Origin of the sequence: Flavobacterium sp. 28YEA47A, assembly GCF_041262125.1 — a bacterium.
GTDB lineage: Bacteria > Bacteroidota > Bacteroidia > Flavobacteriales > Flavobacteriaceae > Flavobacterium.
On record NZ_JBGCCI010000009.1, the window covers coordinates 132828 to 157071 of the forward strand.

Annotated in this window: 20 protein-coding genes and 1 tRNA gene; 14 read left to right on the forward strand and 7 right to left on the reverse strand. The window is 34.8% G+C overall.

Annotation, left to right across the window (positions count from 1 at the left end; genetic code table 11):
* Positions 1 to 72 precede the first annotated feature (72 nt).
* The 3 genes from ABH942_RS13865 to ABH942_RS13875 form a co-directional block, all read right to left on the reverse strand.
* Positions 73 to 2226 carry a Tex family protein gene (locus ABH942_RS13865; RefSeq protein WP_370032948.1) on the reverse strand — a complete coding sequence of 718 codons (2154 nt, stop codon included), beginning with the start codon at positions 2224 to 2226 and terminating at the stop codon, positions 73 to 75.
* A gap of 101 nt (positions 2227 to 2327) precedes the next feature.
* Positions 2328 to 2759: a ribose 5-phosphate isomerase B gene (gene rpiB / locus ABH942_RS13870; RefSeq protein WP_139998870.1), complete on the reverse strand. Its 432-nt coding sequence runs from the start codon at positions 2757 to 2759 to the stop codon at positions 2328 to 2330.
* Between the two features lie 637 nt (positions 2760 to 3396).
* Complete coding sequence (locus tag ABH942_RS13875; protein WP_370032950.1) at positions 3397 to 3636, reverse strand: putative signal transducing protein; 240 nt, start codon at positions 3634 to 3636, stop codon at positions 3397 to 3399.
* 139 nt (positions 3637 to 3775) lie between these two features.
* Here ABH942_RS13875 and rnr point away from each other — a divergent pair, with 139 nt between their 5' ends.
* The 3 genes from rnr to ABH942_RS13890 all read left to right on the forward strand — a co-directional run bounded on the left by rnr (position 3776) and on the right by ABH942_RS13890 (position 7470).
* Complete coding sequence (rnr, locus tag ABH942_RS13880; protein WP_370032952.1) at positions 3776 to 5962, forward strand: ribonuclease R; 2187 nt, start codon at positions 3776 to 3778, stop codon at positions 5960 to 5962.
* A 28-nt stretch (positions 5963 to 5990) separates the two neighbouring features.
* Positions 5991 to 6671, forward strand: coding sequence for a head GIN domain-containing protein (locus ABH942_RS13885; protein ID WP_370032954.1), 681 nt, complete (start codon positions 5991 to 5993; stop codon positions 6669 to 6671).
* A gap of 115 nt (positions 6672 to 6786) precedes the next feature.
* A complete protein-coding gene (locus ABH942_RS13890; protein WP_370032956.1) occupies positions 6787 to 7470 on the forward strand; it encodes a LysE family translocator in 684 nt (227 codons plus the stop codon).
* A 60-nt stretch (positions 7471 to 7530) separates the two neighbouring features.
* Here the strand turns inward: ABH942_RS13890 and ABH942_RS13895 are convergent.
* Positions 7531 to 7604, reverse strand: a tRNA-Cys gene (locus ABH942_RS13895).
* A 133-nt stretch (positions 7605 to 7737) separates the two neighbouring features.
* Between ABH942_RS13895 and ABH942_RS13900 the strand changes: the two genes are divergently transcribed.
* Positions 7738 to 9678: an LTA synthase family protein gene (locus ABH942_RS13900; protein WP_370032958.1), complete on the forward strand. Its 1941-nt coding sequence runs from the start codon at positions 7738 to 7740 to the stop codon at positions 9676 to 9678.
* A gap of 1 nt (position 9679) precedes the next feature.
* On the opposite strand, the gene folB is transcribed toward ABH942_RS13900, so the two are convergent.
* Complete coding sequence (gene folB, locus ABH942_RS13905) at positions 9680 to 10039, reverse strand: dihydroneopterin aldolase (protein ID WP_370032960.1); 360 nt, start codon at positions 10037 to 10039, stop codon at positions 9680 to 9682.
* A gap of 127 nt (positions 10040 to 10166) precedes the next feature.
* On the opposite strand from folB, the gene ABH942_RS13910 reads away from it, so the two are divergent.
* From ABH942_RS13910 to ABH942_RS13925, 4 genes are all read left to right on the forward strand, one after another.
* Complete coding sequence (locus ABH942_RS13910) at positions 10167 to 12260, forward strand: glutamine--tRNA ligase/YqeY domain fusion protein (protein WP_370032962.1); 2094 nt, start codon at positions 10167 to 10169, stop codon at positions 12258 to 12260.
* 297 nt (positions 12261 to 12557) lie between these two features.
* Entirely contained in the window at positions 12558 to 12884 is a 327-nt protein-coding gene (locus ABH942_RS13915) for a YtxH domain-containing protein (protein WP_370032964.1), read from the forward strand.
* Positions 12885 to 12895: 11 nt separating this feature from the next.
* Entirely contained in the window at positions 12896 to 13249 is a 354-nt protein-coding gene (locus tag ABH942_RS13920; protein ID WP_370032966.1) for a competence protein, read from the forward strand.
* A gap of 4 nt (positions 13250 to 13253) precedes the next feature.
* Positions 13254 to 13502, forward strand: a complete 249-nt coding sequence (locus ABH942_RS13925; RefSeq protein WP_370032968.1) for a DUF6327 family protein — start codon at positions 13254 to 13256, stop codon at positions 13500 to 13502.
* Between the two features lie 44 nt (positions 13503 to 13546).
* Here ABH942_RS13925 and ABH942_RS13930 read toward each other — a convergent pair whose 3' ends face one another.
* Both ABH942_RS13930 and gltX read right to left on the reverse strand, forming a co-directional pair.
* Positions 13547 to 14533: an SPFH domain-containing protein gene (locus ABH942_RS13930; RefSeq protein ID WP_370032969.1), complete on the reverse strand. Its 987-nt coding sequence runs from the start codon at positions 14531 to 14533 to the stop codon at positions 13547 to 13549.
* Positions 14534 to 14603: 70 nt separating this feature from the next.
* Positions 14604 to 16118, reverse strand: a complete 1515-nt coding sequence (gene gltX, locus ABH942_RS13935; RefSeq protein ID WP_370032971.1) for a glutamate--tRNA ligase — start codon at positions 16116 to 16118, stop codon at positions 14604 to 14606.
* 207 nt (positions 16119 to 16325) lie between these two features.
* Here gltX and ABH942_RS13940 point away from each other — a divergent pair, with 207 nt between their 5' ends.
* The 6 genes from ABH942_RS13940 (at position 16326) to ABH942_RS13965 (ending at position 24225) form a co-directional block, all read left to right on the forward strand.
* Positions 16326 to 19655, forward strand: coding sequence for a hypothetical protein (locus ABH942_RS13940; RefSeq protein WP_370032973.1), 3330 nt, complete (start codon positions 16326 to 16328; stop codon positions 19653 to 19655).
* A complete protein-coding gene (gene ybeY / locus ABH942_RS13945) occupies positions 19648 to 20067 on the forward strand; it encodes an rRNA maturation RNase YbeY (RefSeq protein WP_370032975.1) in 420 nt (139 codons plus the stop codon). Before ABH942_RS13940 ends, ybeY begins: the two co-directional genes overlap by 8 nt.
* Positions 20068 to 20165: 98 nt before the next feature.
* Complete coding sequence (mnmG, locus tag ABH942_RS13950; RefSeq protein ID WP_370032977.1) at positions 20166 to 22037, forward strand: tRNA uridine-5-carboxymethylaminomethyl(34) synthesis enzyme MnmG; 1872 nt, start codon at positions 20166 to 20168, stop codon at positions 22035 to 22037.
* 10 nt (positions 22038 to 22047) lie between these two features.
* A complete protein-coding gene (locus tag ABH942_RS13955) occupies positions 22048 to 22563 on the forward strand; it encodes a hypothetical protein (protein WP_370032979.1) in 516 nt (171 codons plus the stop codon).
* Complete coding sequence (locus ABH942_RS13960; protein ID WP_370032981.1) at positions 22560 to 23414, forward strand: methyltransferase domain-containing protein; 855 nt, start codon at positions 22560 to 22562, stop codon at positions 23412 to 23414. The genes ABH942_RS13955 and ABH942_RS13960 overlap by 4 nt, the downstream gene beginning before the upstream one ends.
* A gap of 232 nt (positions 23415 to 23646) precedes the next feature.
* Positions 23647 to 24225, forward strand: coding sequence for an OmpH family outer membrane protein (locus tag ABH942_RS13965; RefSeq protein ID WP_370032983.1), 579 nt, complete (start codon positions 23647 to 23649; stop codon positions 24223 to 24225).
* The last annotated feature ends 19 nt before the right edge of the window (positions 24226 to 24244 follow it).

The following is a 24244-nucleotide window of genomic DNA, read 5'->3' on the forward strand; positions in this document are numbered from 1 at the left end:
ACAATTTAGTTTACTGCTTTAATTTTCAGGGAGTTTTCAAATATAAAAAATTTTGTATTCGATTTACAATTTTTATAAAATCATTGTTAATTGTATTCTTTTTCTGCTTTCATCTACCTCAACTACTTTTACCTGGACCTGTTGGTGTAATTTGACTACTTCATTTACATCAGAAACATAACCTTCTTTTAATTGCGAAATATGGACTAGCCCACTTTCCTTGATTCCGATATCAACAAAACATCCAAAATTAGTGATGTTGTTTACTATTCCTGGCAATACCATTCCTGTTCTCAGGTTATTCATTGTTTTTACATTCGGGTCGAATTCAAAAACCTTGGCTGCTTTTCTCGGATCCAAGCCTGGTTTTTCTAATTCTTTGAGAATATCTTTCAAACCCAATAACCCTACATCTTCTGTAACATATTTTTCTAATGGTATCTGGCTTATTTTCTCCTTGTTGGCAATCAGCTCATTTAGTGATATTTTCAGGTCTTTTGCCATTTTTTCGACTATGCCATAAGCCTCCGGGTGCACAGCAGAATTATCCAACGGGTTTTTTGCGTTTGAAATTCTAACGAACGCTGCTGCCTGCTGATACGCTTTTTCTCCCAATCGCGGTACCTTTTTTAATTGCTTTCTTTCTTCAAAAGCACCATTTTCTGAACGATATGCCACAATATTTTCGGCCATCTTTTCCCCTATTCCGGAAACATAGCTCAATAATGATTTGCTCGCCGTATTGATATTGATACCTACAGAATTCACGCAACGCATGACTACTGTATCCAATTCTTCTTTCAATTGAGATTGGTCAACATCATGTTGATATTGCCCTACTCCTATTGATTTTGGTTCAATTTTTACAAGTTCAGCCAAAGGATCTGATAATCTTCTTCCAATCGAAACGGCACCACGAACCGTCACATCATAATTTGGAAATTCGTCTCGGGCAATTTTTGATGCTGAATATACCGAAGCTCCTGCTTCACTTACTACAAATACTTGTATTGGCTTGTCAAAAGCTATCTTTTTAATAAAAAACTCCGTTTCCCGCGAAGCAGTTCCGTTTCCAATAGAAATGGCATCGATTTTATAAGCATTCACCATAGATCGGATTTTTTTCATGGCAATTGCTGTTTCATTTTGTGGCGCATGCGGAAAAATCGTTTCATTGTATAGCAGATCGCCTTTTTCGTCAAGACATACGATTTTGCAACCGCTTCTAAAACCCGGATCAATAGCCAGAATTCTTTTTTCGCCTAAAGGTGGCGCCAATAGCAGCTGTCCCAAATTACCTGCAAAAACCTGAATTGCCGTAATATCTGCTTTTGCTTTTGCTTCCTGTAATGTTTCATTTGAAATTGCAGGAGTTAACAATCGCTTGTAGCTATCTTCAATTGCTTTCTTAAGATGAATAGCCGTTTCTTTTTTGTTTTTGATAATAGACTCTTCCATCATTTCGATGGCTTCCTCATTTTCAATTTCAATCTTTAGCTTTATAAATCCTTCGTTTTCTGCACGAAGCATTGCTAAAAGACGATGAGAAGGTGCTTTTATCAAATTTTCCGACCAATCGAAATATTGTTCAAATTTTTTAGCCTTTTGTTTAACCTGTTCTGCTTCCGGGCTGGATTCATTTTCAAATTTCAGCTTGACGGCTTTGGTTACGATTGCTGATTTTCGTTGGTAAATACGTCGGAGATTTTTCCTGATGTAAATGTTTTCATTAATCCACTCGGCTATAATATCTCTTGCTCCCTGAAGCGCTTCATCTTCGTTTTCAACCTTGTCGTTGATATATTTCGAAGCTACAAAATCAATATCATCATTATTTTGTGCCATGATAATCTTGGCTAAAGGTTCCAATCCTTTTTCACGGGCAACATCGGCTCTTGTTTTTTTCTTTTTCTTAAAAGGCAGATACAAATCTTCCAGATCGTTTAAATCAAAACTCTGTCTGATCTTTTTTTCCAATTCCGGAGTTAACGAATTCTGTTCTTCTATCGATTTAAGAATAGCTTCTTTTCTTTTAACAATGGTTTCGAATTCTTTATTCAATTTGGCAATCTGTTCGATTATAACCTCATCAAGGTTGCCTGTTTTGTCTTTCCTATATCTTGAAATAAAAGGTATAGTGCAATCTTCGTTTAAAAGCTGCAATGTATTTTCTATATTTTTTACTGGTGCTGTAACTTGTTTGGAAATGAATTCTAAATTGGTCATATGAAGTCTTGATAATAATTTTAAGAGGAGGCAATTTAAAAAAAGCATCTCAAAAACCCGTGTTTTCAAAGATGCTTTTAAATTATATTTCGAAAAGATGTTTAGCTACAGGCTATCTTATTCACGCGATTCTGGTGTCTCCCACCTTCGAAATCGGTATTTAAAAAAGTCTCTACCATTTCCACAGCCTGGTGTATGGCTGTAAAACGTGCCGGAATGCTGATAATATTGGCATTGTTATGCTGTCTTGCCAATGCTGCGATTTCTTTAGTCCAGCATAAGGCACTGCGAATTCCCTGGTGCTTATTAACAGTCATATTGATTCCGTTGCCGCTGCCACAGATTACGATTCCGAAATCTGCTTTACCGTTTTCAACATCCAGGGCTACAGGATGTCCAAAATCAGGATAATCCACACTATCAGTTGTATCGGTACCATAATTAGTTACCTCATAACCTTTCGCTTTTAGCATTTCTACAATCGCCATTTTATATTCCGGTCCGGCGTGGTCATTTCCTATTGAAATTTTCATAATTCTATTTATTAGTTGTGTACTGCAAATTTACCGTAACGGTTTACATTTACCAAACTAAATCCTATTGAAGTTGCTTCTTTTGATTATCAATCCTTTACGTTTTTATGGTTTTGTAAAAGGTTGATAATCATTATATAAATTGTAACGTAAATGTTAATTTATTGCAATGTTAATAGGAATTTACAATCTACTGACTTTTAGTTAATTATAAATTAACATGGATTGTTCATAACTTCGGATAGAATTTTAGAAGTATTTCTTGTTTGTTCGATTAAAATGACTAATCCAAAATTGCATTTAGAAAAGCAAATTTAGTTTGGCGATTTTTTGGAAAAGTTATCAGCAACAAAAATTAGTTTGTTAACACAAATTAACAAGTAAAGTTATTTACAATTTAGAAGTAAAAACGATTATCAACGGATGTTAACAAAGTATTAAAAACACTTAAAAATGAAGTCTTTATATTAAATTCTAATTGTTGATAAGTCGGTATAACAAATACTATCTTAAAATCCTATGCCTAAAAAATTAAATTATTCCATCTATCAACAAGCTATAATAACCATCAAAAAATTAATTTAAAATTTCCTTTTTCTTTTTTTGATTTTAATGAATGTTGACAACTTCGAAAGATTTAAACGATTTTCAGATTTTGGTTACGGTTAAGTTCGTCAAGAATTTCTTTTGTTTCTTCTGCATCTTCCGGATGGACTTTAAGTTTGATTCCTCCCAATGCCTGTGAATACATTGGAACGATGTTCATCATTGTCTCATTTTCGAAAAAATATCGGATGTCCTCTAAATCGAGCCTATGCTTTAGGATAGTGATTTCATGAGGATAATTGAAGATTGCGATGGTAATGAAATTTTCCATTTGAATTTGGTTTTCATAAAGATAGCAAGAAATGCTTTTACTCATGAATAGACCAAAAGTTATATTTTGTTTAAAAAAATTAACATTTGAGAAGAAACTGCCTACAATTTCGTAATTTTCAGCATTATTAGAAAAGAATATGAGTAAGAAACCACGAAAGCCTGTAAATAAAACAAAAGATTTTACAGCAAAAATTTTAAAGATTTTATCGCAAGACGCCAATAAAACATTCAATTATAAACAAATAGGAGCAAAGCTTGAAGTAGACGATACAAAAAGCAGAAATGAAATTATAAAAGACCTTAAACTTTTAGCTTCACAGAAAAAAATTGTTGAGATAGAACCGGGCAAATATATGGTAATAGCTACCAGCCAGGATTACTACGAAGGTGTTATCGACATGACAAGCAGAAAGACTGCTTATTTTGTTTCGGAAGAATTTGAAGACGATATTTTTATACCTACAAATAACCTGAACAAAGCCTTAGATGGTGACAAGGTAAAGATCTATGTCTATAACAGAAGAAGAGGTAAAAAGCCGGAAGGTGAGGTCATTGAAATTATTGAAAGAAAAAAGACCGATTTTGTAGGAGTCATTGATATCCAAAAAAACTTTGCCTTTGTTTCTACAGCCAATCCCAAAATGTATACCGATATTTTTATTCCAAAAGAGAAGATAGGCGAGGCGCAGAATGGTGATGTTGTTTTGGTTCATATTGAAGATTGGCCAAAAAAAGCAGACAGCCCGTTTGGAGCGGTTATCAAAGTTCTTGGAAAACCAGGAGAGCACAATACAGAAATCCATGCCATTTTAGCAGAATACGGCTTACCATACGATTTTCCTGTCGAAGTTGAAGCCTATGCTCAAAAACTAGATACATCTATCCAGGAAAGCGAAATAGCCAAACGACGTGATATGCGCGATGTGTTGACATTCACAATCGATCCAAAAGATGCTAAAGATTTTGATGACGCTTTGTCTTTCCAGGTATTAGAAAATGGAAATTATGAAATAGGTGTCCATATTGCCGATGTTTCCTATTATCTGGAAGAAGGAACTATTTTGGATAATGAAGCCTATCAAAGAGCTACTTCGGTATATCTGGTAGATAGAGTAGTGCCGATGCTTCCGGAAGTATTATCAAATTTTGCCTGTTCGCTAAGACCGCATGAGGAAAAATATACTTTTTCTGCCATTTTTGAATTAAAGGAAAATGCCGAGATTGTTAACCAATGGTTTGGTAGAACAGTAATCTATTCAGATCAGCGTTTTGCTTATGAAGAAGCACAACATATTATTGAGACTAAAGGAAATAGCATTCCCGCAGAGATTTCTTTAACCGGAAGTGAATACATTGTTCCGGAAGCCATTCAGAAAGCGACTTTAAAAATGGACGAGTTGGCTAAGATATTACGTAAAAAGAGAATGCGTGATGGGGCGATTTCATTTGATAAAGTTGAAGTAAAATTCAATCTTAATGAAGCTGCAGAACCTGTTGGAGTTTATTTTAAAGTTTCAAAAGATGCCAATCATCTGATTGAAGAATTTATGCTTTTAGCCAATAGGAAAGTAGCCGAATTCATTGGAAAACAAAGACCTAAAAAAACATTTGTTTATCGAATCCACGACGAACCGGATGAAAATAAACTGATCAATTTGCAAACCGTTATTTCAAAATTTGGATACAGTATCAATTTTAAATCTAAAAAAGATATTTCCAAATCGCTTAACCAATTGCTTGAAGATGTCAACGGAAAAAAAGAACAGAATATGGTCGATACATTGACCATCCGATCCATGAGTAAAGCAAAATATTCAACAGAGAATATTGGACATTATGGTTTGGCATTTGACTATTATTCGCATTTTACGTCACCAATCAGGCGTTATCCTGATGTAATGGCACATCGTTTGTTACAGCATTATCTCGATGGAGGAAAATCTGCTGATGAAGAATCCTATGAAGAGAAATGTCAACACTCGTCTAACATGGAAGTTTTGGCAACCAATGCAGAACGTGACAGCATTAAATACATGCAGGTCAAGTACATGCAGGATCATCAGGATGAAGAGTTTTTAGGAGTGATTTCAGGAGTAACGGAATGGGGAATTTATGTAGAAATTGTTTCCAATAAATGTGAAGGAATGTGTAGGATTCGTGAAATACGTGATGATTATTATACATTTGATGAAAAGCAATATGCTTTGGTTGGAGAAATTTCAAAGAATATTCTACAATTGGGAGACGAAGTTTATGTTAAAGTAAAAAGTGCCGATCTGGTTAAAAAACAATTGGACTTTACTTTTCTGAGAAAGAATGAATAAGTAAGATACTAACCAAATTATAAGACAGATGAAGAAGATAATTTTAGTAGCATTTTTAATGCTATCGCAAGTGAATTTTGCACAAGAAAAGCTCACTAAAAATTTAGGAGACTTTGATCAGGTAAAGGTTTTTGACAGAATTTCAGTTCAGCTTGTTCCTGCAAACGAAAACAAAATAGAAATTACTGGAAACAGGAGAGATGATGTAGAAATTGTCAACAAGAATGGAGAGCTGAAAGTAAGAATGAAGCTTAAAAAGCTATTGAAAGGAGAAGATATCACTGCAATTATTTATTTCAAAAACGAAATTGAAACTATTGAAGCAAGTGAAGGTTCTTATGTTTCAAGCGAAAAAACGTTCAAAGCCATTGATTTTCATGTCAATTCAAAAGAAGGTGCAGAAATTAAAATCAACCTTGATGTGAAGAAATTAGACGTAAAAGCTACATCGGGCGGTATTGTAAGATTGAAAGGAAATGCTAATAGTCAGGATATTGTCATTAATTCTGGAGGTATAGTTGATGCTAAAGATTTAGAAACTTCCCAGACTTCGGTTGCGGTAAATGCTGGTGGCGAAGCAGATGTAAGAGCTTCGGAACTTGTAGATGCAAAAACAAGGGCAGGAGGAGACATAACTATTTATGGAAGTCCTAAAAAAATAAACAAAAAGACTTTCGCTGGAGGAAATATTACAGAATCCAAGCGATAAAGACTGCTAAGGATTGTAATTTTTAAATTATCTTTGTGTTACTATTTTTAATTTGCATAAATTGCTGATTGAATATGGATCTGAAGAAACTTTCAAAAATTACAATCCTTTTTTAATGATTCAAGACATCTTAACAGGCATTCCTCTAGGTTTATTCCTATGCTTTATGATCGGGCCTGTTTTTTTTATACTGCTAGAAACTGCCGCTGTCAAAGGCATTCGAGCTGCATTAGTTTTCGATTTTGGAGTCATAGTAGCAGATGTTCTTTTCATCTGCATTGCTTATTTCAGCAGCTACCGACTTATCAATAGCTTGAAAGACGAACCGGCTCTTTTTATTTTTGGAGGACTGATTATGCTTACTTATGGTATAATTTCCTATCTAAAACTCAACAAAGCAAGTAAAAATATATCTGATGAAGCTGAAGTTGAACTTATCAAAAAGAATTACGGAAGTCTTTTTATAAAAGGATTTCTTCTCAATTTTATCAATGTTGGAGTATTAGGCTTTTGGCTTTTGATTATCATTACCTTTGGACCTCAGCTCGATTTGAAAACTTCCCGCCTGATTGTTTTTTTCGCTTCAGTTATAGGTACCTACCTTATGGTCGATTTGGCAAAAATGTTTTTAGCCAAAAGACTTAAAAACAAAATGACATCTTCTAATATCTTAAAAATTAAAAAGATAACAAGCATACTTTTAATCATTTTCGGATTCTCGATTATGCTGCAAGGATGGTTTCCAAGTGACCAGAAGCTTGTAAAATCAGCTCTTGAGAAAATAGAAAAAAGAAAATAAAGGAATATATTCAATACCAAAAATAAAAAAAGAGATACTGTAAAGTATCTCTTTTTCTTTTGGAGGCATCGAGCGGATTCGAACCGCTGTAGGAGCTTTTGCAGAGCCCAGCCTAGCCACTCGGCCACGACGCCATAACTGTTTGGATGGCAAATTTACATATTATTTGCTGTAACGCAAGAAAATCTTTAGCAAATATTAATTTTTAATTTTAACCATTTGATAATAATAAATTTTACTTTTGACTCAAACAAAATCAATAAACACATGTTGAAAAAGCTCCATTTTCTAAAGCCATTATTTAATTTTATTTCTATCGGATTGATAATTATGACATTAAGCAGGATATTGCTTTTTTTCTTGTATAGGGATAGGATAGACGAAACGGAAAATTATTGGCGTATTTTTCCAATTGGATTACGCTTTGACCTGATTATTTTGTGTTACATTTCCTTTCTTCCCGCAGTTCTGATTTGTCTTTTACCAGACAGTTTTCTACAAAAAATTAAAAAGTTTTTCCATATCTATTTTTTATTTTTCCTGTTTCTGTTCCTTTTAATGGAAGTTTCGACTCCGGATTTTATAGCTCAATACGATACAAGACCCAATAGGCTTTTCCTGGATTACTTGATTTATCCAAAAGAAGTCTTGGGAACTTTATTAAAAAGCTACCTGCCTTCTATGATATTTGCAGTAGTGTTTTTAAGTGCAGCAGTTTATTTTGGTTACAAAAAAGGGAAAAAATTGTTTTACCCGTCCTTCCAGAATTATAAAACAAAGCTGATTTTGTTTCCTCTGGTGGCTTTTTTATTGTTTTTCGGGGCTCGCTCCAGTTTAACGTCAAAACGTCCTATAAACGCAAGTAATGCTGTTTTCTCAACAGACCAGTTGACTAATTGCATTGGTTTGAATTCTTTTTATACGGTTGCTTATGCAGCTTATTCCTTGAAAAACGAAGGCAATTCGGCAAAAATGTATGGAAAAATGGATAGCAATGAAGCCTATGCCCGAGTTAAAAAATACATGACTGCTCTACCTGAAGATTTTATAGATCCTGAATTGCCATTATTGCACAATCAAAATCCTGATTCATTAAGAGAAAAACCATATAACCTGGTTATTTTTCTACAAGAAAGTCTTGGGGCAGAATATGTAGGATGTCTGGGAGGGAAGCCATTAACACCTAATTTAGATGCATTGTCTAAAGAAGGTTTATTATTTACAAACCTGTATTGTACCGGAACCAGAAGTGTAAGAGGTATTGAAGCTGTAGTTACCGGATTTTTGCCATCGCCATCAGAAAGTGTTGTCAAATTAAGTAAATCGCAATCCGACTTTTTTACACTGGCGGCACTTTTAAAAAGCAAAGGGTTTGATACAAGTTTTATCTATGGAGGAAGTGCTAATTTTGATGATATGGCCTCTTTCTTTAATGGAAATGGCTTTGATAATATTATTGATGAAGCTGATTTTGACAGCGATGGAAAGAAATACGCCTTCAAAGGAACATGGGGCTATTCTGATGAAGATTTGGTTACAAAGGCAAATGAATATTTCAAATCTCAAAAAGGCAAACCTTTCTTTTCCCTGATGTTTTCAACATCTAATCACGAACCGTTTGAATTTCCTGATGGAAGGATTCAATTGTTTGATAAAAATAAAAACACAGTCAACAATGCTATGAAATATGCTGATTTTTCTATCGGCAAATTCTTTGAAATGGCTAAAAAAGAAGACTATTTTAAGAATACAATTTTTATAGTGATTGCAGACCACAATACAAGAACCTATGGAAAGCATTTGGTACCGATCAAAAAATTCAGGATTCCAGCTCTAATCATTGGTCCACAAGTTCCAAAAGGCGAAAAATTTGACAAATTGAGCAGCCAGATTGATATTCCGCCAACCTTATTAAGTATGCTTGGAATGAAAGTGCAAACGCCAATGCCAGGAAGAAATATTCATGATCTTAAGCCGGAAACCAAAGGAAGATCTATCATGCAGTTTCACGATATCAATGCTTTCCGTGTAGAAGATCAGGTCGTTATCATGCAGCCAAATAAAAAAGCATTGCAGTTCAAAATTGAAAACGATACTATCCTGACACCGGTAAAATTAGATGAAGAGCTGGCAAAAGATGCTTTAGCTCACGTTACTGCAGCTTCTGATTTATACAAAGAGAAAAAATATAAAATGAAGAAGAAATAGACTAGTTTCTATATTCCTCCAATTGGATGGTAACAGCTTCAACGTCACCACCAATTGGAGGATTTATTTTTGAAACGGAAACAATTATTCTGGAAACAGAAGCTATTTCTCTAAAAATCCGCTCTACGATTCTATGGGCTACATGCTCTAAAAGTTTAGAACGGATAGCCATTTCTTCCATTACAATTTTATTAAGATGGACATAATCTACTGTGTCATGCAGTTCATCTGTTTCCATTGATTTACGCATATCGGTTTTGATTTCCAGATCTACGGAATAATCAGAACCGATTTTGCTTTCTTCTACTAAACATCCGTGAAATGAGTAGGTTCTGATGTTTTTTAGCTTGATAATTCCCATGACAATATGTGTTTTTTGATTGGAGATATTCGTTCTATAATTTCGTTATTCAAAATTAGGTATTAAAGAATAAAAATTAAGCATTTTCTTGGCAAAATGAATAACTTTGCTGTCTTAATTTATGAATATGGCATCAGAAGAAAAATCACTGAATTTTATTGAACAAATCATTGAAGAAGATATTAAAAATGGTTTGTCTCAACAGAAATTACGTTTTCGTTTCCCGCCTGAACCCAACGGTTATTTGCATATCGGACATGCAAGCTCGATTGCTTTAAATTTTGGTTTAGGCATTGATTATCAAGCACCTGTTAATCTTCGTTTTGACGACACCAATCCTGCAAAAGAAGAGCAGGAATTTGTGGATGCGATCAAAAGAGATGTACAATGGCTAGGATACCAATGGGAACATGAATGTTATGCTTCTGATTATTTCCAGCAATTATATGATTGGGCAGTTGTGTTTATTAAGAACGGTAAGGCTTATGTTGATAGCCAGACTTCAGAAGAAATGGCGCAGCAAAAAGGCACGCCTTCTACTCCGGGAGTTGATAGTCCATACAGAAATCGTTCAGTTGCCGAAAATCTTGATTTGTTCGAAAGAATGAAAAATGGAGAATTTCCGGAAGGAACGCACATTTTAAGAGCAAAAATAGACATGAAATCGACCAATATGCTGATGCGTGATCCTATCATGTATCGTATATTACATAAACACCACCACAGAACAGGAGATACGTGGAAAATATATCCAATGTATGACTGGGCTCATGGTGAAAGCGATTATCTGGAGCAGATTTCACACTCTTTCTGTACGCTTGAATTCTTGCCTCACAGAGAATTATATGACTGGTTCCTGGATCAGATTTATGATGACAAAAGCATACGTCCAAAACAAAGAGAATTTGCAAGACGTAATCTTTCGCATACGGTAGTGAGCAAAAGAAAACTATTAAAATTAGTTGAAGATAAGCATGTTAACGGATGGGACGATCCAAGAATGTCAACCGTTTCCGGATTGAGAAGGAGAGGTTATACGCCTGCTTCAATCCGAAATTTTGCCCATACTATTGGTATTGCAAAACGCGATAATTTGATTGATGTTTCTGTTTTGGAATTCTGTATCCGCGAAGATTTAAACAAAACTGCACCTCGTGTTATGGCAGTTTTAGATCCTGTAAAACTGGTTATTACCAATTATCCGGAAGGAAAAGAAGAGTGGTTAGAAGCAGAAAACAATCAGGAAGATGAAAATGCAGGATTCAGAAAAGTACCTTTTTCAAAAGAATTATATATTGAAAGAGAAGACTTTTTAGAAGAAGCTACAGGCAAGTTTTTCCGATTGACTCTTGGAAAAGAAGTACGTTTGAAAAATGCCTATATCATCAAAGGTGAAAGTGTTGTAAAAGATGCTAATGGAAATATTACAGAAATCCATGTGACGTATGATACGGATAGCCTTAGCGGTAGTGGCACGGAAGCAAGCCAAAGAAAAGTTTCGGGCACATTGCACTGGGTTTCTATTGCGCATGCAATTAAAGCTGAAGTACGCTTGTATGACCGACTATTTACCGATGAATCTCCGGATACTCATAAAGGAAAAGATTTCTTGGAATTTGTAAATCCGAATTCGCTTCAGGTAGTTACTGGCTATTTAGAGCCAAGTCTAAAAGAAGCTAAAAATGAAGACAAATTCCAGTTCCAAAGATTAGGCTATTTTACTGTAGATAAGGATTCTACAGAACAAAAATTAGTTTTCAACAGAACTGTTTCCTTAAAAGATACCTGGGAAGAAAAGGGCAAAAAAGAAGAAAATATTATCAATAATTCCCTTAAGGAAATCAATAAATATTTTAAAGTAGCCACTGAAGAAGAACGAAACACAGTTGAAAAAACAATAGGAGGGGAACTGAAAAATGTGAACAATTTCAGCTTGCTGCAGAATACTTTAAAGAAGAATATTAACAATAACAAGAGTTCTTTGCTGTTTTCAAATTATCTTCTGAAATATTCGTCACTGAAGCCTTCAGATGTTGAAACGGAAACTATTCATAAGTTATATTCCATGTCACTAAAAAGCGAATCGCCTTTTGTTCGAATGGAAGTTATTAAGAATTTAAAAAATGATGAAGCAAATCGTTCAGAGTTTTCCTCACAGCTTGCCGAATTGAAAAATTCCGAAAAGAATGAAGAAGTTTTAAATTTGCTTTCCGAAAATTAGAACTATAAATTTTATATATGAGAAGCTCCTGAATTCAGGAGCTTTTTCTATTATTTGGTTTTTCTATTGAAAATTAAAATCACATAATTTTTTGTAATTAAAAACGACTTTCATAAATGGGTTTTAAGCCATTTTTAAAAATTGTTAATGTAAAGATATAGTCACGTCTTTGATCTTTGATTAAACGATAAATATGAGGGTTTTGCTAAACTTACTTATACTTTAACTGCTTATTAACATCGAAATGTTAAAATTTAATGTAACTTTAGATTATTAACCTATAAAAAAAGAAAAGTTATGTCAAGATCAAACACAGTAATCGGAATATTAGCAGGAGCTGCAATTGGTGCAGCAGTTGGAATTTTATTCGCACCAGACAAAGGTCAGAAAACAAGAAGAAAAATTAAAGATGGATTCGACCACCAAAAAGATGAATTGCAAAACAAATTCAATCATTTATCAGATCAGGTAAAAAGCAAGTTTTCAAGAGCGAAAGTAGATTTGGAATCGAGTTTTGACGAACTGGTAGCCAATGCTCAAGATACCAAAGAAGATGTAATTGCTGCTTTAGAAAAAAAGTTGGCTGATTTAAAGTCACAAGCTGCAGCAGCTAGTAAAAAATAAAAAACTGCTTTATGGCATTTGAAAAAATAAAAGAAAATACAGACGATCTGCAAGACCGAGCCAAAGAATTTTTAGACGCTAATATTGCCTACTATAAACTTTGGGGATTTAAGATTGCAATGAAATCGACCACATTAATGCTCAAATTATTCATGCTGAGTATTATGTTGGTGATTGTAACCCTGTTTTTTTCAATTGCATTAGCGTTAGCGATTGGATATGGACTGGATAATTTTGCTTATGGATTCTTAATTGTCGGAGCGATTTATCTTGTACTTGCCATATTGGTATATTATATTCAAGATAAGATTGTTGAAGGTCCGATTCTGAGAACATTTTCAAGATTATTTTTCAAAAAATATTAAACGAATGTCTATGCAAGTAAAGAGTTATTCTTCGTATGAAGAGATAAATAGAGAACTTCAGATTTTGAAAGTAGAGAAGGATTTGGCCTATGAAAAAATGAATAAAAGTTTTCATGACACCAAAGATAGCTTTACAGCAAAAAATATACTAGGAACAGTCCCAGGGATAGCATTAAACATAATAGGAAGTTTATCCGGACCACTTAAGAATGTCGGGATAGCGTATCTGACGAAAAAGATTTTCCGTCTATAAACAAAAAAGAGGCTCTATAAGCCTCTTTTTTTATTTCAATGTGATTATACTTCACCATGATCACTTTCATGCGATTCAGGGAACATTGGTGGTTTTGGAGTAGATTTCTTTTCAGATACTTTAGCTCGTTTCATCGCTTCACCAACCTGGTTGGAAGCTGTAAAAGAAGCTACCATATTGTTGAGCATATCACTTCCGGCCTGTGGCGAATTAGGAAGTAATATCAGGTTAGAGTTAGCATCTGCACCAATAGCTTGCAACGTATCATAATGTTGTGTCACAACAATCAAAGCTGAGGCTTCCTGAGAATTGATACCTACCTTATTCAATACATCTACACTTTCTACCAAACCACGCGCAATTTCGCGTCTCTGGTCGGCAATACCCTGTCCTTGTAACCTTTTACTTTCTGCTTCCGCTTTGGCTTTGGCAACGATTCTGATTCTTCCTGCTTCCGCTTCATATTCTGCTGCTGATTTTTCTCTATCAGCTGCGTTGATTCTGTTCATGGCATTTTTTACCTGAATGTCCGGATCGATATCAGTAATCAGCGTATTGATAATATCATAACCATAAGTAGTCATAGCCTCGTTCAATTCACGTTTTACAGCAATAGCAATATCATCTTTTCTTTCAAAAACATCATCCAGCTTCAACTTAGGAACTTCAGCACGAACTACGTCGAATACATAAGAAGTAATTTGGTCATGTGGATATTCCAGCTTGTAAAACGCTTCGTACACTTTATCTTGGATTACTTTAAACTGTACGGAAACTTTCATTTTCACAAATACGTTTTCTTTCGTTTTTGTTTCGATGATAACGTCAAGCTGTTGGATTTTCAAATTAATCTTGCCCGCAATTTTATCTACTATCGGAATTTTAAGTTGTAATCCAGAGTGACGGATGCTTTGGTATCTTCCAAAACGTTCTATAATAGCAGCAGTTTGTTGCTTAACTGTAAAGAACGATGAAAAGAAAATAAATAAGGCGAAGAATAAAAATACATACAAAGGAATGTTTAAGTCCATAATAGAGTGTTTAAAGTTTATCGGGTTTAAGGTACAAAAAAAGCCTCTCATTTCTGAAAGGCTCTTTAATTTATTTCAAAGAAGCAACCGCTTTCTGAATTCTGGAAATTGTTTCTTCTTTTCCAATCATGCTGATAATATCAAATAGGTGAGGGCCTTTTAAAGATCCAACCAGGCTCATTCGCAATGGTTGCATAATTTTACCCATTCCTATTTCATTTTCTGTCATCCAGGCTTTGACTGTGTTTTCAACATTTTCGGTTGAAAAATCCAAAGTATTTTCTAAAATGACAATCAATTTTTCCATCAACTCTGCTGTTTCCGGTTTCCAGTTTTTTGCAGCTTTTTCATCATAAGATGCAGGAGCTAAGAAAAAGAATTCAGACAGATCCCAAAGTTCTGAAGCAAAAGTAGCGCGCTCTTTTACCAAACGAACAACTTCGGTTACAAACTCTATTGGTTTGTTAATTCCCTTTTCTACTAATACATGCGAAAGTTTATGTGCTAAAACAGTATTATCAGCTCTTTGGAAATACTGATGATTGAACCATTTGTTTTTCTCTGGATCAAACTTTGCGCCAGCCTTATGAACTCTCCCCAAATCGAAAGCAGCTACCAGTTCATCTAACGTAAATAATTCCTGATCGGTTCCAGAACTCCAGCCTAATAAAGCAAGGAAGTTAATTACTGCTTCAGGAAGGAATCCTTTTTCTCGATAACCTGAAGATATTTCGCCTGAGCTTGGATCTTTCCATTCCAGAGGGAAAACAGGGAAACCAAGTTTATCTCCGTCTCTTTTTGAAAGTTTGCCATTTCCTACCGGTTTTAGAATCAATGGAAGATGTGCAAATTCCGGAGCTTCCCAATTAAAAGCTCTGTACAACAAAACATGCAAAGGCATAGATGGAAGCCATTCTTCACCACGGATAACATGTGAGGTTTCCATCAAATGGTCGTCTACAATGTTGGCCAAGTGATAGGTTGGCATTCCGTCGCTTTTGAACAAAACCTTATCATCTAAAAGATTGGTGTCGAATTTTACTTCACCACGAATCATATCGTTCAAATGCAAAATTTCATTAATCGGAGTTTTGAAACGAATAACATATTCTTCACCATTTGCAATTCTCTGTGCTGTTTTTTCAGCAGAATTGGTCAAGGAATTATCCAATTGCTCACGATTTCCGTGATTGTAAATAAATGTTTTTCCTTGTTCTTCTTCATTTTTACGCAATTGGTCCAAATCTTCTGCGGAGTCAAATGCATAATAAGCCCATCCAGATTGTATAAGTTGATCGGCATATTCTTTATACAGATGTTTTCTTTCGCTTTGGCGATAGGGTCCAAATTTTTCATTTTTTCCAACTGTCTCATCAGGAGCAATTCCAAGCCATTCTAATGCTTCCAGAATATAAGCCTCGGCTCCAGGTACAAAACGGTTTTGGTCGGTGTCTTCTACACGAAGGTAAAACACGCCGCCATGTTTTTTAGCAAACAGATAATTGAAAAGGGCAGTTCTCACGCCTCCAATGTGTAAAGGCCCTGTTGGGCTTGGGGCAAAACGAACGCGAATAGGTCTAGACATTTTGAATAAATTTTGGTGCAAAGATACGATTTTAGTTAAATGTTATCAGTTCACGGAAAGCAGTTTTCAGACAATAACTCCTAAGAAATCCGTAATCTAAAATCCTAAATCTTCAATCCCAAATCTCAAATTGCCTCTCTCAATTTTAACCTTTCATATTAATATAAATTACTATTTTTATCGGTTATAAAGAAACGACTGACAATTTTGGAAAATAAAACACTGATATACGACAAATTAGAAGCATTCATCAAGAAGTATTATGCGAACGAACTCCTTAAAGGATTGATTTTCTTTATTGGGCTAGGATTATTGTATTTGCTGTTTACGCTTTTTGTCGAATATTTCCTTTGGCTAAAACCTATGGGCAGAACGTTTCTGTTTTGGGCATTTGTTGCCGTGGAACTTTTCCTCTTATTGCGGTTTATCTTGTTTCCAATTTTCAAGCTGTTTAAACTTCAAAAGGGAATTAACTATGAAGAAGCATCGGCAATCATTGGCAGTCATTTTTCTGAAGTCGATGACAAACTGAAAAATTTCCTTCAATTGTCAAATGACAATAATCAGTCCGAATTGCTGTTGGCTTCCATTGACCAAAAGGCAATGACTTTAAACCCGATTCCTTTTGGAAATGCCATCAATTTCAAAGGCAACGTTAAATACCTTCCTTGGGCTGTTATTCCGATTCTGTTTTTTACTTTCTTTATGATATCCGGTAATAGCGATATGATTACGCAAAGCTTCAATAGAGTAGTGCGTTATAATGAACGTTTTTCACCTCCAGCTCCGTTTGCTTTCCAGATTGTAAATCCTTCATTGCAGACAGAACAAGGAAATGACTTTGTACTCCAGGTAAAATCAGAAGGAAAAGTGGTTCCTGAAAATGCGATGATTTTCATTGATGGAGAAAGCTATTTTATGCAAAGCCTTAAGCCGGGAGTTTTTGAATATAAGTTTACCAGACCATCTAAAAACATAAAGTTTCATATCGAAGCCAATAAGGTAACGACTAAAGATTATGAACTGGCTGTTGTAGCTGTTCCAACGATTGCGAATTTTGAAATGGTTTTGAATTTTCCATCCTATCTGAATAAAAAATCTGAAACAATTCAAGGTTCTGGGAATGCAATTGTTCCTGAAGGGACAAAAGTGACCTGGAAGGTGGCTACTTTAGCAACAAAATCTGTGGAATGGTCTGATTTAAAAACAATTACGCCATTTTCTTCTAACGAAAACACATTTCAGATTACAAAAAGCATTCTTCAGAATACAGATTATCAAATCTTGACTTCAAATGCTAAAGTAAAACACTATGAAAAGTTAAATTATCAAATTTCTGTTATCAAAGATCAGTTTCCGACTATAGCGGTGAACAATGCGCCGGATAGCCTTAAGCTAAATCAGAATGTGATAGTAGGGCAGGTTTCTGACGACAACGGATTATCCAAATTACAAATTGTTTTCTATCCAAAGAATAAAACCAATGAAGCTAAGAAGATGGCCTTACCGGTTAAAAAAGATGTTTTCGATCAGTTCATTTTTTCTTTCCCGGGTCAGCTTCCAGTTGAAGAAGGTGTTGCTTATGAATACTATTTTGAAGTTTTTGATAACGATGCATTGCATGGTTTCAAATCTACTAAATCTTCTGTTTTCTCAGATAGGCTAGCTACAATAGAAGAAAAAGAAGAACAGAATTTGCAACAGCAAAATGACAATATCAACAGCTTACAAAAGTCGATTAAAAACCAGGATAAGCAATTATCTGAAATAGATAAACTGCAAAAGTTAGGTAAGGAAAAAACCAATCTTGAATTTAAAGATCAGCAAAAGGTAAATGACTTTATCCAACGCCAAAAACAGCAGGAGCAAATGATGAAAGAGTTTTCCAAAAAGATGGAAGACAACCTCGATAAGTTTAAGACAGATAAGAAAGATGAGTTCAAAGAAGAACTAAAAGAACGTCTTGATAAGGCTGAAAAAGAAATCGAAAAGAATGAAAAGTTATTAGATGAATTGCAAAAATTATCTGAGAAACTACGAGAAGAAGAACTGTTTGAAAAAATTGATAAATTCAAACAAAGCTCAAAAAACCAGACCAAGAATTTAGAGCAATTGGTTGAGCTTACTAAAAAATATTATGTAGAAAAAAAGGCAGAACAGTTAGCTGAAAAATTAGATAAACTTTCCGAGAAACAAGATGCTTTATCAAATAAAGATAAAGAAAATTCTGTCGAAAATCAGGAAGAAATTAATAAAGAATTTGATAAGATTCAAAAGGAATTAGACCAGCTTGAAAAGGATAATGAGCAATTAAAAAAACCGATTGACTTGCCAAAAGATGAGCAAACCGAAAAGAGTATTAATGAGGATTTAAAGAAAGCCTCTGATGAATTAAAAAAAGATCAGAAAGGCAAAGCCAAACCAAAACAGAAAAGTGCTGCCCAAAAGATGAAGCAAATGAGTGGTGCTATGATGGAAAGTATGGCCGGTGGTGAAATGGAACAATTAGAAGAAGATGTGAAAATGCTACGTCAGATACTGGACAATTTGTTGGCCTATTCATTCTCACAAGAAGACCTGATGAAGAACTTCAAAGGACTTAAAAAGGGTTCGCTTTCGTTTAATAAAAACCTAAAAATCCAACAAGATTTAAAACAGCAATTCAAGCATGTTGATGATAGTTTGTTTGCTATGTCGTTGAGGAATCCAAAAATAGGAGAGAACATCACGACTGAAATTGGTAACGTACATTACAATGTTGATAAGGCTCTCGAAACTTTATCCGATGCCCAAATTCAGAAAGGAGTTTCACACCAACAATATGCAGTGTCATCATCCAACAAGCTAGCTGATTTCTTAAGCGAGATCTTAACCAATATGCAAATGCAGATGCAAATGTCTGGTTCTGGTGCTGGCAAACCTAAACAAGGACAAGGTCAGGGAATGCAGCTTCCGGATATTATTCAGAAGCAACAAGGTCTTGGAGAAAAGATGAAAGATGGAATGAAGAAAGGAGAAAAACCAGGTGAAGGTAATGAAGGCAAAGATGGGAAACCTGGTAAAGAAGGAAAAGGGAAGAATGCAAAAAGTGGAAACAAAGAAGGTGAAGGAGGTGAAGATGGAGAAGGAAATGCGGGTGAAATATTAGAGATTTATAAAGAGCAGCAACGCTTGCGTGAAGCACTACAAAAAGCATTAGAGAAAGAAGGTATGGGTGGTAACGGACAAAATGCTCTCAACCAAATGAAGCAGATTGAAAAGGATTTGCTGAACAAAGGTTTCAAGAATGAGACACTTCAAAAGATGCTGAATCTAAAACACGAATTGTTGAAGTTGGATAATGCTATACAACAGCAAGGAGAGGAAAAGAAACGGCAGTCGCAAACCAACACAAAAGATTACAATAACCAAACGAATGCTATTTCTCCTGCCTTAAAGCAATATTTAAATAGTATTGAAATATTAAACAGACAAACACTACCTTTGCGGCCAAATTTTAACCAGAAGGTTCAAGAATATTTTAGGAAAGATGATTAGTTTTAATTACGAAACCGAGTTTGAATTGCCAAATGAAAATGAAATTGAAAAGTGGCTTTCAGATATTATTGTTTCAGAATTTAAGAAAGAAGGAGAGATAAATTATATCTTTTGTGATGATGAATACTTGCACGAAATCAATGTCAAATATCTTGACCATGATACTTTAACTGATATCATTAGTTTTGATTATTCCATAGGGAATGAATTACACGGTGATATCTTTGTGTCTGTTGAAAGAGTGGCGGATAATGCAAAAGATTTTAATGTGAGTTTTGATGAAGAACTTAAAAGAGTATTGGTGCATGGTATATTGCACTTTGCAGGTTACAAGGATAAGTCGGAAACAGATGAGCTGTTGATGCGCTCAAAAGAAGATGAAAAAATTGCGATGTTCCACGTGAAACAATAGCTTAAACATCTCTTCCAAAAGAATAAAATTTTATAAACGTTCCACGTGGAACACAATAAGATTTTGGTTTTCCAAAATCGTAAAGAGAGGATAAAAAAATGTTTCAAGAAACCTACGATGTGATTGTTGTTGGAGCCGGGCACGCTGGTTCAGAAGCGGCCGCGGCAGCGGCCAATTTGGGTTCGAAAACTTTATTGGTTACAATGAGTTTGCAGAACATAGCCCAGATGTCATGTAATCCAGCAATGGGAGGGATAGCAAAGGGACAGATTGTAAGAGAAATTGATGCTTTGGGTGGATACTCTGGAATTGTTTCAGACAAAACGGCCATACAGTTCAAGATGCTCAATAAATCAAAAGGTCCTGCGATGTGGTCGCCAAGAGTTCAAAGCGACAGAATGCGTTTTGCTGAAGAATGGAGATTGATGTTGGAAAGAACTCCAAATCTTGATTTCTATCAGGAAATGGTGAAAGGTTTGATTATTGAAGATGGTAAGATAAAAGGAATCAAGACCTCGCTCGGAATTGAAATAAAAGCCAAGTCTGTTGTCTTGACAAATGGAACTTTCCTGAATGGATTGATTCATATAGGAGAGAAACAATTTGGCGGTGGTAGAGCAGGTGAAGGAGCCGCCTACGGAATCACAGAAGATTTGGTTCGTGCCGGATTTACTTCCGGAAGAATGAAAACAGGAACACCACCACGTGTTGATGGTCGTTCGTTGGATTATTCTAAAATGGAAGAACAACCTGGAGATGTAAATCCGGACAAGTTCTCCTATTCTGACGAAACAAAGCCGTTGGTACATCAAAAATCATGTTTCATGACCTATACTTCGTTACAGGTACATGATTTGCTGCGTGAAGGATTTGATCGTTCTCCAATGTTTAATGGAAGAATCAAAAGCCTTGGGCCAAGATATTGTCCGTCGATTGAAGATAAGATAAACCGTTTTGCGGATAAAGAAAGACACCAATTGTTTGTGGAACCCGAAGGATGGAATACAGTTGAAGTATATGTAAATGGTTTTTCGACATCGCTTCCGGAAGAAGTACAGTTTAAAGCACTTCGTTCTGTTGTAGGTTTTGAGAACGTGAAATTCTTCCGTCCGGGTTATGCTATTGAATACGATTATTTTCCACCTACGCAATTAAAACATACACTGGAAACGAAATTGGTTGAAGGTTTGTATTTCGCAGGACAGATAAACGGTACTACAGGTTATGAAGAAGCTGCATCGCAAGGATTAATGGCCGGTATCAATGCGCATTTAAAAGTGCATGAAAAAGATCCTTTAATTTTGAGAAGAGATGAAGCCTATATCGGAGTTCTTATCGATGATCTGATCACAAAAGGAACAGAAGAGCCATATCGAATGTTTACTTCAAGAGCAGAATACAGAACGTTATTACGCCAGGATAATGCAGATTTCCGATTAACACCAAAATCCTTTGAAATTGGCTTGGCTTCAGAATCTCGTATGCGTAGAATGGAGAAGAAGCTGAACGAATCAGAAGCGATGGTTTCTTTCTTTAAAGAAACTAGTGTAACCGTTGCAGAAACAAATCCTATTCTTGAAGAAAAAGGTTCTGCATTGATTTCACAACCAGATAAAATGTTTAAAGTCTTTTCGCGTCCGCAGATAGATTTGGAAGATATCCTGAAATTTGAAAAGGTGGCTCAATATGTACAAGACAACAATCTTGATAAAGAAGTATTGGAACAAGCAGAGATACAGGTTAAATATTCTGGCTATATCGAAAAAGAAAAAAACAATGCCGATAAGCTAACGCGCTTGGAAGATGTAAAGATTCCTGAATCGTTCGATTATGATAAGATAAAATCATTGTCGCATGAAGCTCGTGAAAAGTTTAAAAAGATACGTCCGATGACTTTATCGCAGGCATCTCGTATTAGCGGAGTTTCTCCAAGCGATATTTCTGTATTACTAATTCACATGGGAAGATAATATGTTTCACGTGGAACGAAGTACTCAAAACCGCATTATCAAAGGAATTGTCTCAATTCTTTTGATAATTTTTGTTTTACAAAGCTGCATTGGAACAAAGCCAGCTTTTCTAATTGACGATTATTATATTTCTGAAAACGGAAAAGAAGTTTTGGGCACTAAGCCACTTAATGCTTTTATTTTTGAAAACAATCTAAAGAATCTTCCATTTGAACAATTTCTCGCTATCAAATACAAATTGAATAACTACCTAACGAGAGAATTTTGGATTACGATTGATGGCGATAAGTATAAGCTCATTGTCTATGAAAATTCAGAATTTGATAAATATTTTGGGTTTTCAAATTTTGCGGTACAAAATCAAGAAAATATTGCCAACGTTGTAGGAGGCCAGCCAAAATTTATTGCCATCTCAATGATTAATGAATTTAATGAAGATTGTCTCTCCAATAAATCCATGTTTCAAAATAAAGCAACGGCCTATCTTAAAAATCTTAAAGACGAATACATCCAATTTAAACAATGACCTCAGCAAATCATAAGCATTACCAAACCGTAAAAGATAATTCTGTTTCAAAAGAAATTTTTGAGCTGCTATACGATGAAGATTTGGACATGCTGATTACTTCACCTCAACCGGAAGGAGCAGCACTTTCTAAATATTATGAAAGTGATGATTATATATCGCACACAGACGGAAAACGTTCACTTTTTGAAAAAGCCTACCATTTTATAAAAAATATCGCTTTAAAAAATAAATTGAATCTGATTAACGGCTTACAAGATAAAAAAGGAACACTTTTAGATATTGGAGCCGGAACAGGAGATTTTCTTTTGGTAGCTAAAAATGATGGCTGGAATGTGGTAGGTGTAGAGCCTAGCGAAAAAGCCAGATCTGTCGCAAGCCAAAAAGGAGTGGAACTAAAACAACAGGCCATTGATTTTGCAGACCACTCTTTTGATGTTATTACTATGTGGCACGTTTTAGAACACGTGCCCGATTTGCAAAACCAGATAAAAGAATTAAAAAGATTGCTAAAGCCCAATGGCGCAATTATTATTGCGGTACCTAATTTTAAATCATACGATGCAAAATACTACGGCGAATTTTGGGCTGCTTATGATACACCAAGACACCTTTGGCATTTTTCAAAAACAGCAATCAAAAAATTATTTCAAAACGAAAATATCGAGCTCATAAAAATCTTGCCAATGAAATTTGATTCGTTTTATGTAAGTCTCTTATCCGAAAAATACAAAACCGGAAAAATAAATTTTATTAAAGCATTTTTTATTGGATTGAAGTCAAATTGGAAAGCAAAACAAAAATTTGAATATTCTTCGCATATTTATGTGCTAAAAAACGCTAAAAATTAAAATAAAAGCGAATCTTGAAGAGTTTTTAGCAGCAACATGAAAAGACATCGCCTTTTTTTGAAAGTGTCTTAAATCGCTTTATTTTAATCCGTTTTTGATAGTCAGAATTTATGCCTGTTTTTTAAACTATAAAATAATCTTATCATAAAGAAAAAGCCCGAAAATTAACACTTTGGGTATTTGTAACTTTTTTTTTCTATTTTTGACCCAATTAAAAAATAAAGAACTCAGAATGAAAAAATCAATAGTAGCCATTGCAATAGCAATCTCATTATTTTCTTGCAACAAAGCTGAAGAAAAAACAACATCAGAAAAAACAGCATATATCGATACTGTAAAACTGATGGATGAATATACTGAATCGAAAGACCTTCAGGCTAAATTTGAAGAAAAATCGAAAGTTATGGGTAGAGAACTTGAACTTGAAATTAAAAAATTTCAGGAAGAGGCCGATAATTTCCGTAGAAATGCACAAGCAAATGGTCCTGAGTGGGCACAGAAAAAAGGAGCAGAGTTACAGAAAAAAGAACAGCAACTTACTTATGCTCAGCAAGCTATGAGCCAACAACTACAAAAAGAAGCAGCTGTTGAAAGAGATTCTGTAGTTAGTAAAGTAAGAAAATACATAAAAGATTACGGTAAAAAGAACGGCTATTCTTATATCTACGGAACAGGTGATGCTGCAACGGTTCTTTATGCTAAAGACGGATATGATATTACTGAGAAAATCGTTAAAGAATTGAATGACAATTATAAAACTCCAGAAAAAACAGAAACAAAGGATACTGCAAAAGCTGAAGAGAAAAAATAAATTCTAAAAAATGCCTTCC

Coding starts and splice junctions, on each gene's coding strand:
- ABH942_RS13865 (WP_370032948.1), bottom strand. CDS start 2,226: ATGACCAATTTAGAATTCATTTCCAAACAAGTTACAGCACCAGTAAAA.
- rpiB (WP_139998870.1), bottom strand. CDS start 2,759: ATGAAAATTTCAATAGGAAATGACCACGCCGGACCGGAATATAAAATG.
- ABH942_RS13875 (WP_370032950.1), bottom strand. CDS start 3,636: ATGGAAAATTTCATTACCATCGCAATCTTCAATTATCCTCATGAAATC.
- rnr (WP_370032952.1), top strand. CDS start 3,776: ATGAGTAAGAAACCACGAAAGCCTGTAAATAAAACAAAAGATTTTACA.
- ABH942_RS13885 (WP_370032954.1), top strand. CDS start 5,991: ATGAAGAAGATAATTTTAGTAGCATTTTTAATGCTATCGCAAGTGAAT.
- ABH942_RS13890 (WP_370032956.1), top strand. CDS start 6,787: ATGATTCAAGACATCTTAACAGGCATTCCTCTAGGTTTATTCCTATGC.
- ABH942_RS13900 (WP_370032958.1), top strand. CDS start 7,738: ATGTTGAAAAAGCTCCATTTTCTAAAGCCATTATTTAATTTTATTTCT.
- folB (WP_370032960.1), bottom strand. CDS start 10,039: ATGGGAATTATCAAGCTAAAAAACATCAGAACCTACTCATTTCACGGA.
- ABH942_RS13910 (WP_370032962.1), top strand. CDS start 10,167: ATGGCATCAGAAGAAAAATCACTGAATTTTATTGAACAAATCATTGAA.
- ABH942_RS13915 (WP_370032964.1), top strand. CDS start 12,558: ATGTCAAGATCAAACACAGTAATCGGAATATTAGCAGGAGCTGCAATT.
- ABH942_RS13920 (WP_370032966.1), top strand. CDS start 12,896: ATGGCATTTGAAAAAATAAAAGAAAATACAGACGATCTGCAAGACCGA.
- ABH942_RS13925 (WP_370032968.1), top strand. CDS start 13,254: ATGTCTATGCAAGTAAAGAGTTATTCTTCGTATGAAGAGATAAATAGA.
- ABH942_RS13930 (WP_370032969.1), bottom strand. CDS start 14,533: ATGGACTTAAACATTCCTTTGTATGTATTTTTATTCTTCGCCTTATTT.
- gltX (WP_370032971.1), bottom strand. CDS start 16,118: ATGTCTAGACCTATTCGCGTTCGTTTTGCCCCAAGCCCAACAGGGCCT.
- ybeY (WP_370032975.1), top strand. CDS start 19,648: ATGATTAGTTTTAATTACGAAACCGAGTTTGAATTGCCAAATGAAAAT.
- mnmG (WP_370032977.1), top strand. CDS start 20,166: ATGTTTCAAGAAACCTACGATGTGATTGTTGTTGGAGCCGGGCACGCT.
- ABH942_RS13960 (WP_370032981.1), top strand. CDS start 22,560: ATGACCTCAGCAAATCATAAGCATTACCAAACCGTAAAAGATAATTCT.
- ABH942_RS13965 (WP_370032983.1), top strand. CDS start 23,647: ATGAAAAAATCAATAGTAGCCATTGCAATAGCAATCTCATTATTTTCT.